This window comes from Streptomyces sp. NBC_00271 (assembly GCF_036178845.1).
Lineage (GTDB): Bacteria > Actinomycetota > Actinomycetes > Streptomycetales > Streptomycetaceae > Streptomyces.
This window is the reverse complement of record NZ_CP108070.1, coordinates 883,711-900,691: the sequence shown is the minus strand read 5'-3', so window position 1 is coordinate 900,691 and position 16,981 is coordinate 883,711. Positions and strand designations below refer to the sequence as shown.

Sequence of the window (16,981 nt, the reverse complement as noted above, 5' to 3'; positions counted from 1 at the left end):
CGTGAGCCCGATGAAGCAGACGACCCATCCGCCGGACCACGGGCCCGCGGACGTCCGGAACGGGGCGGCCACCGCCGCCCCGCCCCCGGCCCGCCGCAGGAAACGCCGTCGGCCCACCTCCACGCAGTGGGCCGCCTGGGGATTCCTCGCCCCGGTGACCCTCTACCTCGCCCTCTTCTACGCCTATCCGCTCTACCGCAACCTCGACCTGAGCCTGCGCAACTACACCGTCCGCTCCTTCGTCCAGGGCAACGCCCCGTTCACCGGCCTGGACAACTACCGGAAGGTCTTCGACGACCCGACCTTCCCCCCGGCCCTGCTGCACACCGCGGTGTTCACCGCCGTATGTCTGGTTTTCCAGTACGCCATCGGGCTGGCCCTCGCGGTCTTCTTCCACCAGCACTTCCGGCTCTCGGCGACCCTGCGAGCCCTGTTCCTCGTACCGTGGCTGCTGCCGCTGATCGTCTCCGCCTCCACCTGGTCGTGGATGCTCAACACCGACTCCGGCGTCGTCAACGCCGCCCTGCACGCCGTCGGCATCGACTCCGTGAACTGGCTGACCTCGCCGACCTGGTCGCTGACCTCGTTGATCATCGCGAACATCTGGATCGGCGTCCCGTTCAACCTGGTCGTGCTCTACAGCGGCCTGCAGTCCATCCCCACCGGCCTGTACGAGGCCGCCGCCCTTGACGGGGCGGGCGCCTGGCGCCGCTTCTGGAGCATCACCTTCCCGCTGCTGCGCCCGGTGTCCGCGATCACCCTGCTCCTGGGGCTGGTCTACACACTCAAGGTCTTCGACATCATCTGGATCATGACCAAGGGCGGCCCGGCCGACTCCTCCACCACCTTCGCCACCTGGTCCTACCAGCTCGGCTTCGGCAACCTCCTGCCGGCCTTCGGCCCCGGCGCCGCCGTCGGCAACCTGCTCGTCGTCGCGGCACTCGTCTTCGGTCTGGTGTACCTGAGAGTCCAGCGAAAGCAGGCGCTGTCATGAACCGACGCATCAGCCGCACATGGTGGAAGACGGCCATCGGTCTGCTGCTGACGGCAGCCATGCTCTTCCCGGTCTACTGGATGATCAACGTGTCCTTCACCCGCGACCAGGACATGCGCAAGAGCCCGCCGGACCTGATTCCCCTGCACGGCACCCTGGAGGGCTACCGTGCAGTGCTGGACCAGCAATTGCCCTACCTCGGCACCAGTCTCGTCATCGGTCTGGGCACGGTCGTACTGACGGTTGCCCTGGCCGCACCAGCGGGCTACGCCCTGGCCAAACTCCGCCCACGCGGCGGCGGAGTGCTCAGCTTCCTCTTCCTGGTCGCCCAGATGATCCCCGGCATCATCATGGCGATGGGCTTCTACGCCATCTACCTCAGCCTCGGCCTGCTCCAGTCGGTGCCCGGCCTGATCGTCGCGGATTCCACGCTGGCCGTGCCGTTCGCCGTGCTGATCTTCACCGCGTTCATGTCCGGAATCCCCGGCGAACTGCTCCAGGCCGCGAAGACGGACGGCGCCGGGCCCGTGCGTACCTTCTGGTCGATCGTGCTGCCGATGAGCCGCAACTCCATCGTCACGGTGTCGCTGTTCGCGTTCCTGTGGTCCTGGTCCGACTTCGTCTTCGCCAGCACCCTCGCCAACGGCGGCGCGCACGAGCCGATCACCCTCGGCATCTACCACTACATCGGCAACAACAACCAACAGTGGAACGCCATCATGGCCACCGCCGTCGTCGCCTCGCTGCCCGCCGCGGTGATCCTCGTCCTCGCCCAGCGCTACGTCGCCGCAGGCGTGACCGCCGGAGCCGTCAAGGACTGAGCCGTCCCAACCCGCCACAACGACCCACCAGTTGTCGGTCGTCTGCTGCCCCCTGCTTCAGAAACGAGTCACGCCACCATGACCGCCGCCCCGTCCGGCCCGGCCTTCTCCGTCCACGACATCCCCTTCAGCACCTACGGGTCCTGGTTCGACATCTCGCCCGTGGTGGCGGAGAAGACGTACGCCGAGGACCTCCACCTCGTCTCGCACCAGAACGGCATGCACGCAGTCCTGAGCCTGATCCCTGTGGACCCGGCCACCGGCGACCGGGCCGCCACCCGTGTGGAGGCGAAACCTGGCCTGCTCAGTTGGATCGGCGAGAGCGGGCACGTCGACCTCGCCTACGAGTCCCCGGACACCGTGCGCCTGCGGGGGAGCAGCCTGGGCGTCGGTGTCCTCGCCGCCGCGCACGCTCTGACCCCGTTCAGCGGCACGTACTTCTTCCACGACCCGGCGGCGGACGCGCACGTGTTCACGTCGTACGAGACCGGACGCCGTTACCGCGTCACCGTGCTGTCCGGCACCATCGCCGACACGGCCGGAGCCCAGGTCCTGGGCAGCGGCGACCGCGGTCTCACCGTGACCGCGCAGGCGGGCGGAGCCTGGGAGATAGCGATCGAGGAACTCGACACCTCCCGCGCGCCGTACGCGTCCTCGGCGACCTTCGACGACGTCGCGAGGTCTGCACAGGGCGCGTTCGCGGACTTCGCCGACGCGGTGGCCCCCTGGCGCTCGTCCGACACCCCTGCCGCCGAACTCGCCGCCTACGTCCTCTGGTCGGCGACCGTACGGCCGACGGGCCTGGTCACCCGGCCCGCCGTGCTGATGTCCAAGCACTGGATGGACAAGGTCTGGAGCTGGGACCACTGCTTCAACGCCCTTGCCCTGGCGCCGGGTTGCCCCGAACTCGCCATGGACCAGTACCATCTGCCCTTCGACCACCAGGACGAAAGCGGCGCCCTGCCCGACTCGGTCACCCACTCCGAGGTCCTCTACAACTTCGTCAAGCCGCCCATCCACGGCTGGGTCCTCGGCCAGCTGCGCCGCCGACTGCCGACATCTCTCGACCAGACCGAACTGGCCGAGGCGTACGACCGTTTGGAGGGTTGGACCACCTTCTGGCTCACTGCTCGACGAGCCCCTGGCTCCGAACTGCCCTACTACCAGCACGGCAACGACAGCGGCTGGGACAACGCCACCACCTTCGACCCCGAGCGGGTGGTCGTCACGGCCGACCTGGCCGCCTTCCTCGTCCTCCAACTGCGCGAACTCGCCGCTCTGGCAGAGGAGTTGGGAAAGACGGACGCGACGCGCCGGTGGGCGGCCGCAGCAGAGGAGACCCAGAGGGCGCTGCTCGACCAGCTCTGGACCGGCGAACGGTTCGTCGCCCGAGGAGCCGCCACCGGGGACACGTGGAGCAGCGCCAGCCTTCTCGACCTGATGCCCATCGTGCTGGGCGAGCACCTGCCCGGTGAGATCAGCAGCGTGCTGGCCGACCACATCAAGGCCCATCTCACCCCGTACGGCCTGGCCACCGAACTGACCACCTCGCCGCACTACCTCGCCGACGGCTACTGGCGCGGCCCGATCTGGGCCCCCGCCACCGTGCTGGTCGAGGACGGCCTGCGCCGCGCCGGCCACCACCGATTGGCCGACGACGTCAGCGCCCGTTTCCGCGCCCTGTGCGAAACCCACGGGTTCGCCGAGAACTTCGACGCCCTCACCGGAACGGGCCTGCGCGACCGCGCCTACACCTGGACCGCCAGCAGCTACCTCCTGCTGGCCGAAGCCCACGCCCACCGAGAGAGCCGCTGAGCGGGACTCCCCCAAGCCCCGGGACCGATCGGGCCCCGGTCACCTTCAGCTCTCCCCCCATAGGAGCGACAATGACGTTACCCACCACATTTCCCAGACCAACAACCCGCACCGGACGACGAGCGGTCTCGACCGTCGCCGTCCTGCTGGCCGCCCTGGCCGCGAACCTGGTGCCCGCCGCCCCGTCCCAGGCCGCCGACACCACCGTCGCCGTCGACTTCTCCGCCGCCGGGGGCGCCCCCACGTACCACGCCTCGGGCACCCTTTACGGGATGACCGAGGACGGCTCGCTGCCCCAGGACCACTTCTACAAGGACATCAAGTGGAAGTTGGAGCGGGCCGGCGGCGCCCAGCTGGACAGCCCGGGAGGCTGGGTCGCCGGCAAGTACGACCGCCGGTGGAACTCCACCCTGGCCCAGTACAAGCGCACCAAGACGCTGGGCGGCACCTTCGTCATCCTGCCGCACGACATCTGGGGCGCCGACGGCACCACCGCCCCTACCTTCCCCGGTGACAACGGCGACTGGTCCCGCTTCGGCGCCTTCTACGACCGTCTGCTCTCCGACGTGAAGGCGGCCGGCATGACCGACATCGAGTGGGACATCTGGAACGAGCCCGACTGCCCCGGGTTCTGGGGTTCTGGCATGCCCCAGTACCTGGAGATGTGGAAGCGCGCTTACCAGAAGATCCGGGCCGCCATCCCCGGCGCCGTCGTCGTCGGTGCGAGCACCTGCGGCCACCCCACGGTGGACAACGGCTGGTGGACCACGTACCTCGACTACGTGAAGGCGAACAACGTCGAGCCGAACATCTACAGCTGGCACGACCTCCCCGGAGACCCGGTCGCCCACAGCAACTCCCTCAAGTCCCTGCTGTCGGCCCGGTCGATGACGACGAGCCGTCCCTTCCAGGTCAACGAGTACGCCGCCAACACCGAGCAGAACCCCGGCCGCGGCGGCTGGTACATCTCCCGTCTGGAGCGCGCCGGAGCGGACGGCCTGCGCGCCAACTGGGCGTGGGGAGCCAACCTGCACGACTTCGAGGCGAACCTGCTCACCAAGACCGGCAGTCAGTATCTGCCGCTGGGCGAGTGGTTCCTGTACCGGTACTACGGCTCTCAGACCGGAAACATCGTGAACCTCACGCCCGGTACAAACACCGACGGGGTGGCGACGAAGGACAACTCCGCGCGCAACGCGAAGATCCTGCTGGGCAGCAACGGCAACACCGGCAACGTCACCGTCAGCCTCAACCGCCTCGACACCACGTCGGTGGTGGAGAACAGCCGGGTGCGCGCGATAGTCCAGCGCATACCGAACAACGGCGGTGGCGCGGTGACGGGTCCGGTGACGGTCTCCGACCAGACCCTGACGGTGAGCAACAACTCGGCTTCGGTGAGCGTGCCGTGGACGGACGCCGCCGACGGCTACACCGTCACGCTGCTGCCACCGTCCAACACGACCGTGTCCACGGTCGCCGTCAGCGGGAACAGCGGCCAGTGCCTGGACGACACCAACCTCAGCAACGCCGACTCCACGCAGTACCAGCAGTACTACTGCGAGGGCGGCTACCAGCAGATGCTGGACTTCAAGCCGGTCGCCGGCCGGGCGAACACCTACAGCGTGGTCAACGAGTACAGCGGTAAGTGCCTGGACATCTCGGGCGCTTCCACGGCCGACGGCGCCGCCGTCATCCAGTACACCTGCAGTGGTGCCACCAACCAGCAGTTCACGCTCAACCCGGTCACGGCACTGGGCAGCAGCAAGGACTACCAGCTGGTCGCCGTCCACAGCGGCAAGTGTGTCGACGTCAGCAACATCTCCACCGCTCCCGGTGCCCGGATCCACCAGTGGACCTGTGACCCCGCGAGCGACCTGAGCACCAAGAAGAACCAGATCTGGCGCCTCCTCGGCAAGGACTGACAGCCGGCACCTCCGGAATGTCCCCTGGGTCGCGCGGCCGTCCGGTAGCACTGCTGGACGGTCGCGTGTCTCGCCGCATGCCGCGGGCGGTCCCTGATGCGGCTGCCGTACCCCCTCGGCTCAGCGCGCCGCGCCGTTGACCCGCGTCTGCCGGCCGGTGGGAGCGGCAGCTGTGCTGGAGCGCAGCGAGATCGAGGGTGCCAGCAGGATGTGCCGAGGCGGGGTGTGCGGCGCGGCGACGCGTTCCACGAGCAGGGAAACGGCCTTCTCGCCCATCTCCAGTGCGGGTACGTCCGCCGCAGTGAGCGGCGGACGGAAGTCCTCGGCCCAGGTCTTGGCCGCCACTCCGGTGATGGAGAAGTCGTACGGCACTTCGAGACCGGAGTCCGCCAGTGCCCGCTGGATGCCGGGCAGGGCGGCCTCGTTGATGGTGGTGACAGCGGTGAGGTCCGGATGACTGTGCAGAAGCTCCGTGATGCACTCCTGGCCGGAACGGGCGTCGTCCCCACACGGCACTTCGATGCCGTCGATGCCGCGTTCCGCCAGGGCCTTCTCGAAACCCTCCCTGGCCCTGCGGGCGGGGCCGTAACCCGCCGCGATGAGGTCCGGGGACCGGGTGACCAGAGCCACCCGGCGGTGCCCCAGATCGGCGAGGTGCCGCACGCTGTGCTGGATCAGGCCGGCGTAGTCGACGTCGATCCAGGACATCTGCTGGTCGCCGGCCGTGTGCCCGATGCCGACGAAGGGCAGCCCGGCGTCCTGCAGGCGACCGACACGAGGGTCGTCCAGACGGATCTCCATGAGAATCACACCGTCCACGCGGCTCTCCGAGACCAACCGCTCGAAGGAACGGTCGTGATCCCCGCCGGAAGGGGACAGCAGCACGTCCAGGTCCACCCGGGCGGCGGCGTCGACCACGCTGGCGACGAAGTCCAGTTGCATGTGCGTGAGCCGGTTGCCGGCGGGCGGGATGACCAGACCGATCGTCCGGGTCCGCCCCTCCTTGAGGGCCCTCGCGGCTGCGTTGGGCCGATAACCCAACTCGTCGATCACGTCCTGGATACGCCTGCGGGTGCCGGCCGCGACGGGTCGCTTGCCGCTGAGCGCGTACGACACCGTGCTCCGTGACACGCCCGCGCGCCGTGCGATCTCCCCGATGTTCATGCAGCTCCCAAGAACTCACCCACAGGCCGCAAGAGTACCTCGCGCGAAATGTTTCGCTCCTGGGGCAGGGGCTGTTCACGGACCCGCCCGGCGGCGCCGAAGTGGGCGGATTCGGGGGAGGGCAGGGCACCGGCGGAAGCGCCCCGGGGCTGCCGTCGGCGGTGGCGGCGCCGGTCACGTCCAGACACTTGCCCGCATCCACCGCACGCAGCGCACCCGCGTCCCCGGGCGGTGTCGTGGTCGGTGGTACGTACGGGAACTTGCCGTGATAGATCGAGATGCCGACGGGATCGGCCAGGGTCGGGCAGAGGAACTGGGTGTAGTAGACCTGGTCGGCTCCGGCGATCTGGAGGAAGGCGCTCTGCGTGGCCGCCGGCATGGAGACGTCCAGGCTGTCGAGGTGGGAGGGTGTGACCACGGTGTCGTTCTGTCCGCCGATGACCATGGTGGGTACCCGGTCGGTCGTCGGGTTCTGTGAGGGGGAGTAGGGCGCGAGGGCGATGGCGGCTTTCAGTGACGGCCGTCGTTCGGAGGCGCTGATGACGCCGCCGCCCATCGAGTGGCCGATGACCGCGAGCGAGCATCGAAGCGATCAGCCCGGCGATGGCCACGATCACGGCGCCGACCGTCCTGCCGGGCCGCGACCGTCCTGCCGGGCTGTGCCCGTAAGCCGGGCCGCGTCCGGCCGGGCGAAGAGCCCTCGGACCCTCGCCGTGGCAGTGCGCCTGCCGGCATCGGTAACCTCCTTGTGGATCTTCATGGTTGTGAGGCTGTCGGGGCTGATGGATCGGGAGTACGACCGATCGCTCCTGGTGGCGGCACTGGCTTCGGCGACCGGGAGGGAGGCGTGCGCGCCGTGGGCGGGCCTCGGGCGGACGCAGGATGCCCGAGTGCCATGAGTCCGCGGGTATCGGCGTCGGGCTGCCGGGAACCGTCACGCGTTCCGCTTCTCACGTACTACCGAGAGGCAAGGAGCGAATCGATTCCGTGCAAGCGCTTCGACGAGAAGGTACGGCTGGCGGAGTGCGGGGTCAATAATGTGCGCTAGGCGAATGCGGTGCCGCCGCCCGGATCGAAGCCGCACAGCTTCGGCCAGTGTCTGCGACCTGGCCGCTCGTCCCCTGGGTTTCGCGGCTACGTACCTGTTCAATGGAAGGATGTGAGGTCATCCCGGTGATCCGGGCTGGACCGTAGGGCACACATGAGCGACGGGCCGCTCTTGCGCATCGGGAGGTCGTGCCGCCACCTGACTGCCACCGTGTCGGACCCGCTCGGGCGCGCCGATCCGTTCCGATCCGTAGGAATCAGCCATCGAATCGATTCCGCGACAAGGTTCGGAGCAGGAGACTCCGCCCCCTTGACAGCCCTGTGGGATCGGGAGCACCGTCTCCCCCCGAAACCTCTCTGCAATCCCACGGCAAAAGCGGCACGCAAGCGCTTCCGGATCACTAGCGCCACCCACACACCCCGACTGGGGTCAGCCGGCACGGTAGGGAGACGAGATGGGAACCACACGTGCGAGACGCCGCTCGCTCTCAAGGCGCGGTGGCGTCCCGTGGTTGCTCGCCGCGGTACGGCGGCGTGGCCGGCCGGAACATGTGCCGGACCGGGAACGCGTCCGACCGACGGCGCACTTGTCCCGTTCCGGGCCGAAAAGGTTCGCCCGGGCAGGGGCCGCGGCCGTGCTCGTCGCCGGTGCGCTGGTCGGCGCCACGGCCACGGCCGGCACAGCGCGGGCCGCCACGTCCGGGCCGTGCGACCTCTACGCGGCAGGCGGTACGCCCTGCGTGGCGGCGCACAGCACGACCCGAGCCCTGTACGCCTCGTACAACGGGCCGCTCTACCAGGTCCGGCGGGCCTCGGACAACGCCACCCGGGACATCGGCCTGCTGGGCGCGGGCGGGTATGCCGACGCCGCCGCGCAGGACTCGTTCTGCTCGGGGACGACCTGCCTGATCACGATCATCTACGACCAGTCGGGCCGCAGCAACAACCTCACCCAGGCGCCCGGGGGCGGTGCCGCGGGAGGCCCCGACAACCTCGCGAACGCGATCGCCGCGCCCACCATGGTGGGTGGTCACAAGGCCTACGGCGTCTTCGTGGCGCCCGGCACGGGGTACCGCAACAACCACACCAACGGCATCGCGACCGGGGACAACCCCGAGGGCATGTACGCGATCTTCGACGGCACGCACTACAACGGCGGCTGCTGCTTCGACTACGGCAACGCCGAGACGGACAGCAACGACGACGGCAACGGCACCATGGAGGCCATCTACTTCGGCAACATCAAGGTCTGGGGCTACGGCAGCGGCAACGGCCCGTGGATCATGGCCGACCTGGAGAACGGTCTGTTCTCCGGCGTGAACCAGCGCTACAACGCGAACGACCCGACCATCAACTACCGGTATACGACCGCCATCATCAAGGGCGGCCCGAACCACTGGGGGATCCGTGGCGGTAACGCGCAGTCCGGCGGACTGTCCACCTTCTACGACGGGCCTCGCCCCAACGTCTCGGGCTACAACCCGATGCGGAAGCAGGGTGCCATCATCCTGGGCATCGGCGGCGACAACAGCAAGGGCGCCCAAGGCACCTTCTACGAAGGCGTGATGACCTCCGGTTACCCCTCGGACGCCACCGAGAACGCGGTCCAGGCCAACATCACGGCGGCCGGATACAGCAACTCCTCCGGCGGGACGAGCACCGGAGCGCTGCACGCGGTGGGCGCGGGCAAGTGCCTGGACGTGCCGAACTCGTCCACCACGGCCGGCACCCAGCTGCAGATCTGGGACTGCAGCGGCGGCGCCAACCAGACCTGGACGCGCACGTCCTCCAACCAGTTGACCGTCTACAGCGGCGGCAGCCACATGTGCCTGGACGCGTACAACAACCAGACCTCCACCGGTACCAAGGTGGTGACCTGGCCGTGCAACGGCGGCGCCAACCAGCAGTGGCAGACGAACTCCGACGGCACCGTCACCGGAACGCAGTCCGGGCTCTGCCTCGATGTCACCGGAGCCTCCACGGCCAACGGCGCCCTTGCCGAACTCTGGCCGTGCAACGGCGGATCGAACCAGCAATGGCGTCTCGGCTGACCTGAACCTCTCCAGCCCGTGGCCGGCGCACCGTCGGCCACGGGCGCACTCGCCACCGTGGACAGCCGCGTGGCATCCCCGGGCACACGCGTCGCCACAGGAGGATGACGATGTCCAGAGCAAGAGCGTTCCGCGGCCTCTGGGCCGTTGCCTTGAGTCTGCTCGCTCTGCTCGCCGGGAGCGTGGCGACGGCCGGGGGAGCGATCGCCGTACCGGCCGATCCTCGAGCGGCGTCGTCCGCCCTGTACGTGGCACCGGGCGCGGCCCCCGGCGGGGACGGCACCGCCCAGCAGCCGTTCGCCACCCTCGACCAGGCGCGGCAGCCCGCGCACCAGCTCTCGGCCGACGGGGACGTCGTGGTCTACCTGGCCGGTGGCACCTACCGGTTGTCCAAGCCGCTGACCTTCGGCTCCGGCGACGGCGGCCAGAACGGTCACACCATCAGCTACCAGGCGATGTCCGGGCAGCAGCCGGTGGTCACCGGCGCCCAGCAGGTGACCGGCTGGCAGGTGCAGGATCAGTCGAACAACATCTGGTCGGCCCACGTCGGCAGCGGCGTGAACACGCGTCAGCTGTACGTGAACGGCAAGGAGGTGCCGCGGGCGGCGATCCAGGTGCCCCGGTCCGGTTTCACCTTCACGCAGACCGGCCTGACCATCACCGACTCCTCTCTCAACTACCTGGCCGGTCTGTCGGACCAGAACCACATGGAAGTCGAGAGCCTCAATTCCTTCACCGACCGCTACGCGCCGGTCCAGTCGATCAGCGGCAGCACCATCACCATGCAGCAGCCCGCGTGGAACAACAACTCCTGGGGCTACGACACCATCAACGCGCCGTTCGCCGACGGGACGATGTACCTGGAGAACAACTACGCGTTCCTGAAGCAGGCAGGACAGTGGTACCTCAACGCGTCCACCGGCGATCTGTACTACCGGGCCCAGCAATGGCAGAACCCGAGCAGCCTCGACATCGAACTACCGCGGCTGCAGAGCCTGTTGGGCATCAGTGGCAGCTACGGCTCACCGGCGACCGGTCTGCGATTCTCCGGGATCCGGTTCACCGGAACCTCCTGGCTCGGCCCGAGCGGATCCGACGGCTACGCGGACCAGCAGAGCGGCGCGTACATCACCGGCGCCTACGCGATGCCCGCCAACTGGCTGAGCACCTGCAAGTCGGGGTGTCCGCAGTTCGAGGCCGCCCGTAACCACTGGGCGCAGATGCCCGCGGCCGTTCAGGTCTCCGCCGCCACCGACATCACGTTCTCCGGCGACACGTTCTCCGAACTCGGCCAGGCCGGACTGGGCGTGGGGAACGACGGCGTCGCCACGGCCTCCGGCACCGGACTAGGCGCCGACGGCGTCACCGTCACCGGCAACACGTTCACCGACATCGCTGGCAGCGGCATCCAGGTCGGCGGGATCCAGCCGGACGCGCACCACCCGAGCAACCCGCAGATGACCAACCAGAACATCCTCATCAGCGACAACCGGGTCAGCGGAGTGGGCACCGACTACAAAGAGACCGCAGCCATCCTGTCCACCTACGTCACCAAGGCGACGATCACCCACAACCAGTGCGACCATCTCCCCTACGACGGGATCGACATCGGCTGGGGCTGGGGCATCAACGACCCGGGCGGCAGCCAGGACTACGTCAACCGGGGAACGTACAACTACCAGCCCGTGTACAGCACTCCCACGACGCTGAAGAACAACACCGTCTCCCACAACCTGGTCTTCGACACCAAGAACGCGATGTTCGACGGCGGCAGCATCTACAACCTGTCCGCCAACCCGGGCTCGGTGATCTCCGAGAACTACATGTACGAAAACAACCGCACCACCGCGCTGTATCTCGACGAGGGCTCCCGCTACCTGACCGTGTCGAACAACGTGGTGCAGGACGCCGGCAACTGGGCGCTCACCAACGCCAACGCGAACAACCACACCGACGACAGCACCTTCTCCGGCAACTGGTACAACGGCGGCAACACGTACGTGGCCACCGGTCCGCCGCACAACAACGTCCTCACCGGCAACGTCCAGGTCAGCGGCACCAACTGGCCGACGGGCGCGAAGCAGGTCATCCAGCAGGCAGGCGTCCAGTCCTCGGGCGGTGGCGGTTTCCCCACCGGCTACCACCGGCTGGTGATCGGCAGCGACAGCCTGTGCCTGGACGTGTACGACAACTCCGGCAGCGCCGGCGCCGTGATCGACCAGTGGACCTGTAACGGGCAGAGCAACCAGCAGTTCCAGTTCGTACCGGCCTCGGGCGGTTACGGACAGCTGCAGGTGCAGAACTCCGGGCAGGTCGTGGCGGTTTTGGGCGGCTCCACGGCCGCCGGCACGCCCGACATAGTGCAGCAGGCCCCCGGCGCGGCGTCCAGCGCTCTGTGGCTGCCGATCCAGCAGTCCGACGGCTCCTACTCGTTCCAGAACCAGAACAGCGGCCTGTGCCTGGACGTCTACGCCGGCGGCAGCAACCTCGGCCAGCAGCTCGACCAGTGGCCCTGCAAGAACAGCCCCGGCACCAACCAGGACTTCACACCCCGCTGACCGGTCCGGTCACCCCACCCACTGTCCCGCACCAGTGAGGAACACTGATGAAGAAGTACTCAGCGGCCCTGGCCGCAGCGCTGACGGCCGCGCTGGGTGTGGCGGCCGCCGCGTTACCCGCGGCGGCCGCCGCCGGCACCGGCACCGAGGCGCCGTCGTCCGCCGCCGCACCCGCCGCATTGCGGGTGATGCCGCTGGGGGACTCGATCACCTGGGGCGTCGGCAGCCCGTCCGGGAACAGCTACCGGGACTTCCTGGGCAGTCAGTTGGCGGCCGAGGGGCATACCGTGGACTTCGTCGGCTCGGGCCGCAACGGCACCATGTCCGACCCGGACAACGAAGGCCACTCCGGCTGGCGGATCGACCAGATAGCGGGCATCGCGGACTCCATGCTGGCCCGCTACCGGCCGAACGTGGTCACCCTGGAGATCGGCACGAACGATCTGAACGGCAACTACCAGATTCCGACCGCTCCCGACCGGCTCCGCGCGCTCGTCGACCAGATCACCCGCGACGCCCCCGACCCGACCGTCCTCGTCGGCACCGTGATCGTCTCGACGAGCGGCACCGAGGAGGCCAACCGGCCCGCGTTCAACGCCAAGCTCCCCGGAATCGTCCAGGACGAGCAGAACGCCGGCAAGCATGTGCGCCTGGTGGACATGAGCGCGCTGACCAGCGCGGACCTGTCCGACTCCTTGCACCCCAACGACAGCGGCTTCCGCAAGATGGCGGACGCCTTCAACGCCGGGGTCCAGGCCGCGGACGCGGCGGGCTGGATCAAGCCGCCGGTCTCCGTGGGCGGAGAGGTGCGCTCGGCAATCGCGGGGAAGTGCCTGGACGTCAACGGCGGCAGCAGCGCCAACGGGACCGCCGTGCAGATCTGGTCCTGCAACGGAGCCGACGCGCAGCAGTGGTCCGCGCTCCGACGGCACCCTGCGGGCGCTCGGCAAGTGCCTCGACGCCACCGGCCGAGGCACCGCCAACGGCACCAAGATCGAGATCTGGGACTGCAACGGCGGCACCAACCAGCAATGGCAGGCGTACAACGGCGGCTACCGCAACCCGGTCTCCGGCCGCTGCCTCGACGACCCGGGCGCGTCCACCGCCGACGGAACCCAACTGGTCCTGTGGGACTGCAGCGGCGGCGTCAACCAGCAGTGGACCGCTCTGCCGGTGTCCTGAGCCGCGTGACCCGGCATCACCGCGGCACCGTCCCGTGACCGGCCCCCCACCCCCATCCGAGGAGAATGATCCTTCATGTCCTGGCTCAACGAGGAGCCCCGTCTCCGCAAGGCCCTGGCCTTGGCCACCGGTCTGACAGCCGGCACGCTACTGGCCCTGATCGGGCCGGCGAGCCCCGCCGCGCACGCGGCTTCCGGCACGCTGGGCGCGGCCGCGGCCGACAGCGGCCGCTATTTCGGCACCGCCGTGGCCGCCGGGAAGCTCGGTGACTCGACGTATTCCACGATTCTCGACCGGGAATTCAACATGATCACCCCGGAGAACGAGATGAAGTGGGACACCACCGAACCGTCCCGCGGCAACTTCAACTTCGGCTCCGGCGACCAGATCGTCAACCACGCCACCGCGCACGGGCAGCGGATGCGCGGCCACACCCTGGTCTGGCACTCCCAACTGCCCGGCTGGGTCGGCTCGATCACCGACGCGAACACCCTGCGATCCGTGATGAATGACCACATCACCACCGAGATGAACCACTTCAAGGGCAAGATCTACGCCTGGGACGTGGTCAACGAGGCCTTCGCCGACGGCGGCAGCGGCCAGCACCGCTCCTCGGTGTTCCAGAACGTGCTCGGCAACGGCTTCATCGAGGAGGCCTTCCGCACCGCCCGGGCCACCGACTCCTCGGCCAAGCTCTGCTACAACGACTACAACATCGAGAACTGGACCGACGCCAAGACGCAGGGTGTCTACAACATGGTGCGCGACTTCAAGGCGCGCGGTGTGCCCATCGACTGCGTCGGTTTCCAGTCCCACTTCGGCACCGGCGGCCCGCCGGCCAGCTTCCAGACCACCCTGTCGAACTTCGCCGCGCTCGGGGTCGACGTACAGATCACCGAGCTGGACATCGCGCAGGCGTCGCCGACCGCGTACGCGAACACGGTGAAGGCGTGCATGGACGTGCCCCGCTGCAACGGCATGACCGTGTGGGGGATCAGGGACACCGACTCGTGGCGGTCGGGCGATAACCCGCTGCTGTTCAGCGGCAACGGCAGCAAGAAGCCGGCCTACGACGCGGTGCTGACCGCGCTCGGTGGCGGAACGGGGAACCCAGGAGGAGGCATCGTCTCGGGCCAGGTGTACGCGCTGAGCGATGTCGCCGCCGGGCGGGTGCTGGACGTACCGAGCGGGCAGACGGCGAACGGCACGCCGTTGCAGGTCTGGGACGCCAACGGTACGGCCGCGAACCAGCAGTGGCGGGCGAATCAGAACAGCGACGGCTCGTACACGCTGACGAACACCGGCAGTGGGCGGGTTCTGGACGAGCCCGGTGGCCAGACCGGCAATGGCACGCGGATGACCATCTGGGATGCCAATGGCGGTGCGAACCAGCACTGGCGGGCGAGCCAGAACGGCGACGGTTCGTACACCCTGATCAACGTCGCCTCCGGCCGGGCGCTGGAGATTCCCGGCGGGCAGACGACCAACGGGACCCCCGTCCAGATCTGGGACTCCACCGGCGGCGCCAACCAGCACTGGAACTTCAGGTGAGGTGATCCGGCGCGAAGCGCGCGCTCCTGCCCGCGATCCGTTTCTGGGTACCGCGAACCCACCCCGCGTCCGGCACGGCGGACGTTGCCGGACGTGGGTTCCGGCATGCCCTCATGGCGATCTGACCAGGCAAAACATGGGATGGATTGAGTTCTGATTCGGTGAGACGCATCCATTGACACTGTGTCAGGGGTGTGGGATCACTATGGAACATGGGATGTCTGAGTGTTCTCTGTGAGTACGTTCGGACCCGCTGACGGGAGCGGTCGACGGACCGCCCCGGCTGGTTCCCTCGGACAGACACGGCGCTCTCTGCCACTTTCCCCCACGTATTCGAGGAACAGAATGCAGCCCTCATCCGCTTCGCCCCGGAGACCCGCTCATGGACCACGCTTATCAGCAACCGCTGCCGCATGCGTGATGGCACTGCTGACCGTCCTGCTGGCGTCCGCGCCGACTTGGTCGGCGCCGGCGTCCGCGACAGCCCTGGTGAGCTCGGCGTCAGGGCGGTGCCTGGACGTCAAGGGCAACGTCGACACATCGGGCACGGTGCTGGAGATCTGGGACTGCAACAACCAGGTCAACCAGGCGTTCGAGTTCACGTCGGCGGGTGAGCTCAGGACGATGAACGGCACCCGGTGCGTGGACGCCTACGACAACCGGACGGCTCCCGGAGCCCCGGTGGTCATCCGACCGTGCGACGGGCGGGCGACCCAGGTGTGGCGGCAGAACTCCGACGGGTCCGTCACCGGTGCCGCCTCCGGGTTCTGCCTGGACGTGAGCGGGGCGGGCACGGCCAACGGCACCGCGGTCATCCTGTGGACCTGCAACGGCCAGAGCAACCAGAAGTGGACCGCGTCGACACCTCCGACCCCGCCCGGCGGGTCGGGCCCGTGCGACATCTACGCCGCGGGCGGTACGCCGTGCGTGGCCGCGCACAGCACCGTGCGGGCGCTCTACGGTTCGTACAACGGCTCCCTCTATCAGGTCAGGCGCGCCTCGGACAACGCCACCAGGGACATCGGCGTCCTGGCGTCGGGCGGTTTCGCCGACGCCGCGGCGCAGGACGAGTTCTGCGCGGGCACCTCGTGCGTGATCACGGTCGTCCGCGACCAGTCCGGACACGGCAACGACCTGTGGTACCAAGGCTCGGCCCAGGTCCCGGGATCGAGTCAGAGCAGTCCCGCGAAGGCGACCTCCGAAGCGCTGACCGCGGGGGGTACCAAGGCCTACTCGCTGTACATCAACCCCGGGAACAGCTACTGGCGCGACGGCCACCTGACCGGCGTGCCGACCGGGGCCGCGCCCGAAGGGGCGTACATGGTGACCAGCGGCACCCACGTCAACGGCGGCTGCTGCTTCGACTACGGCAACAGCGAGACGACCCGGAAGGCCGACGCCGCCGGGGCGATGGACGCGATCAACTTCGGCACCCAGTGCTGGTTCGGTGGCTGCTCGGGCAGCGGCCCCTGGATGCAGGCCGATCTCGAATGGGGCCTGTACCCCGGCGGCAGCCAGTCCTGGAACCCCAACCAGCGGGCGTTCACGAGCAAGTTCGTCACCGCGATGCTGAAGAACGACGGCACGACGAGGTTCGCCCTCAAGGGCGCCAACGCCCAGTCCGGAGGCCTGACCACCCTGTGGGACGGCGGGCTTCCCGGCGGATACAGCCCCATGAAGAAGCAAGGGGCCATCGTCCTGGGCAGCGGCGGCGACTGCTGCAAGCCCGACGGCGGCGCCAACCTGAGCGCCGGCACCTTCTACGAGGGAGCCATGGTCGCCGGCTACCCCTCCGACGCGACCGACAACGCGGTGCAGGCCAACATCACCGCCGCCGGCTACCGCTGAACTCCCCTCAGCTCCCTAACTCAGCCCA

Annotated in this window: 8 protein-coding genes and 3 pseudogenes; 9 read left to right on the top strand and 2 right to left on the bottom strand. The window is 68.6% G+C overall.

Annotation, left to right across the window (positions count from 1 at the left end; genetic code table 11):
* The first annotated feature begins 10 nt into the window (after window positions 1-10).
* The 4 genes from OG798_RS04545 to OG798_RS04530 all read left to right on the top strand — a co-directional run bounded on the left by OG798_RS04545 (window position 11) and on the right by OG798_RS04530 (window position 5,552).
* The gene (locus tag OG798_RS04545) at window positions 11-994 is read left to right on the top strand and encodes a carbohydrate ABC transporter permease (protein WP_328756355.1); all 984 of its coding nucleotides are present in this window, start codon (window positions 11-13) and stop codon (window positions 992-994) included.
* Window positions 991-1,815, top strand: coding sequence for a carbohydrate ABC transporter permease (locus OG798_RS04540; RefSeq protein ID WP_121417651.1), 825 nt, complete (start codon window positions 991-993; stop codon window positions 1,813-1,815). The genes OG798_RS04545 and OG798_RS04540 overlap by 4 nt, the downstream gene beginning before the upstream one ends.
* Window positions 1,816-1,893: 78 nt before the next feature.
* On the top strand, window positions 1,894-3,630 hold the full coding sequence (locus OG798_RS04535; protein WP_267060464.1) for an amylo-alpha-1,6-glucosidase: 1,737 nt from the start codon (window positions 1,894-1,896) through the stop codon (window positions 3,628-3,630).
* A gap of 71 nt (window positions 3,631-3,701) precedes the next feature.
* Window positions 3,702-5,552 (top strand): RICIN domain-containing protein, encoded by a 1,851-nt coding sequence (locus tag OG798_RS04530; protein WP_328756354.1) that lies wholly within the window; start codon window positions 3,702-3,704, stop codon window positions 5,550-5,552.
* Window positions 5,553-5,672: 120 nt separating this feature from the next.
* Here the strand turns inward: OG798_RS04530 and OG798_RS04525 are convergent, their stop codons facing one another.
* Both OG798_RS04525 and OG798_RS56410 read right to left on the bottom strand, forming a co-directional pair.
* A complete protein-coding gene (locus OG798_RS04525) occupies window positions 5,673-6,716 on the bottom strand; it encodes a LacI family DNA-binding transcriptional regulator (protein ID WP_121417657.1) in 1,044 nt (347 codons plus the stop codon).
* Between the two features lie 337 nt (window positions 6,717-7,053).
* Window positions 7,054-7,284, bottom strand: a pseudogene (locus OG798_RS56410) (poly(ethylene terephthalate) hydrolase family protein); the annotation flags it as partial.
* Between the two features lie 1,114 nt (window positions 7,285-8,398).
* Between OG798_RS56410 and OG798_RS04520 the strand changes: the two are divergent.
* The 5 genes and pseudogenes from OG798_RS04520 to OG798_RS04500 all read left to right on the top strand — a co-directional run bounded on the left by OG798_RS04520 (window position 8,399) and on the right by OG798_RS04500 (window position 16,953).
* Window positions 8,399-9,814: an arabinofuranosidase catalytic domain-containing protein gene (locus OG798_RS04520; RefSeq protein ID WP_267060462.1), complete on the top strand. Its 1,416-nt coding sequence runs from the start codon at window positions 8,399-8,401 to the stop codon at window positions 9,812-9,814.
* Window positions 9,815-9,924: 110 nt separating this feature from the next.
* On the top strand, window positions 9,925-12,372 hold the full coding sequence (locus OG798_RS04515; protein WP_121417661.1) for an RICIN domain-containing protein: 2,448 nt from the start codon (window positions 9,925-9,927) through the stop codon (window positions 12,370-12,372).
* Window positions 12,373-12,419: 47 nt separating this feature from the next.
* Window positions 12,420-13,554 (top strand): annotated as a pseudogene (locus OG798_RS04510) (ricin-type beta-trefoil lectin domain protein).
* A 75-nt stretch (window positions 13,555-13,629) separates the two neighbouring features.
* Window positions 13,630-15,102: pseudogene (locus OG798_RS04505) on the top strand (endo-1,4-beta-xylanase); the annotation flags it as partial.
* 423 nt (window positions 15,103-15,525) lie between these two features.
* A complete protein-coding gene (locus OG798_RS04500; RefSeq protein WP_328756351.1) occupies window positions 15,526-16,953 on the top strand; it encodes an arabinofuranosidase catalytic domain-containing protein in 1,428 nt (475 codons plus the stop codon).
* The last annotated feature ends 28 nt before the right edge of the window (window positions 16,954-16,981 follow it).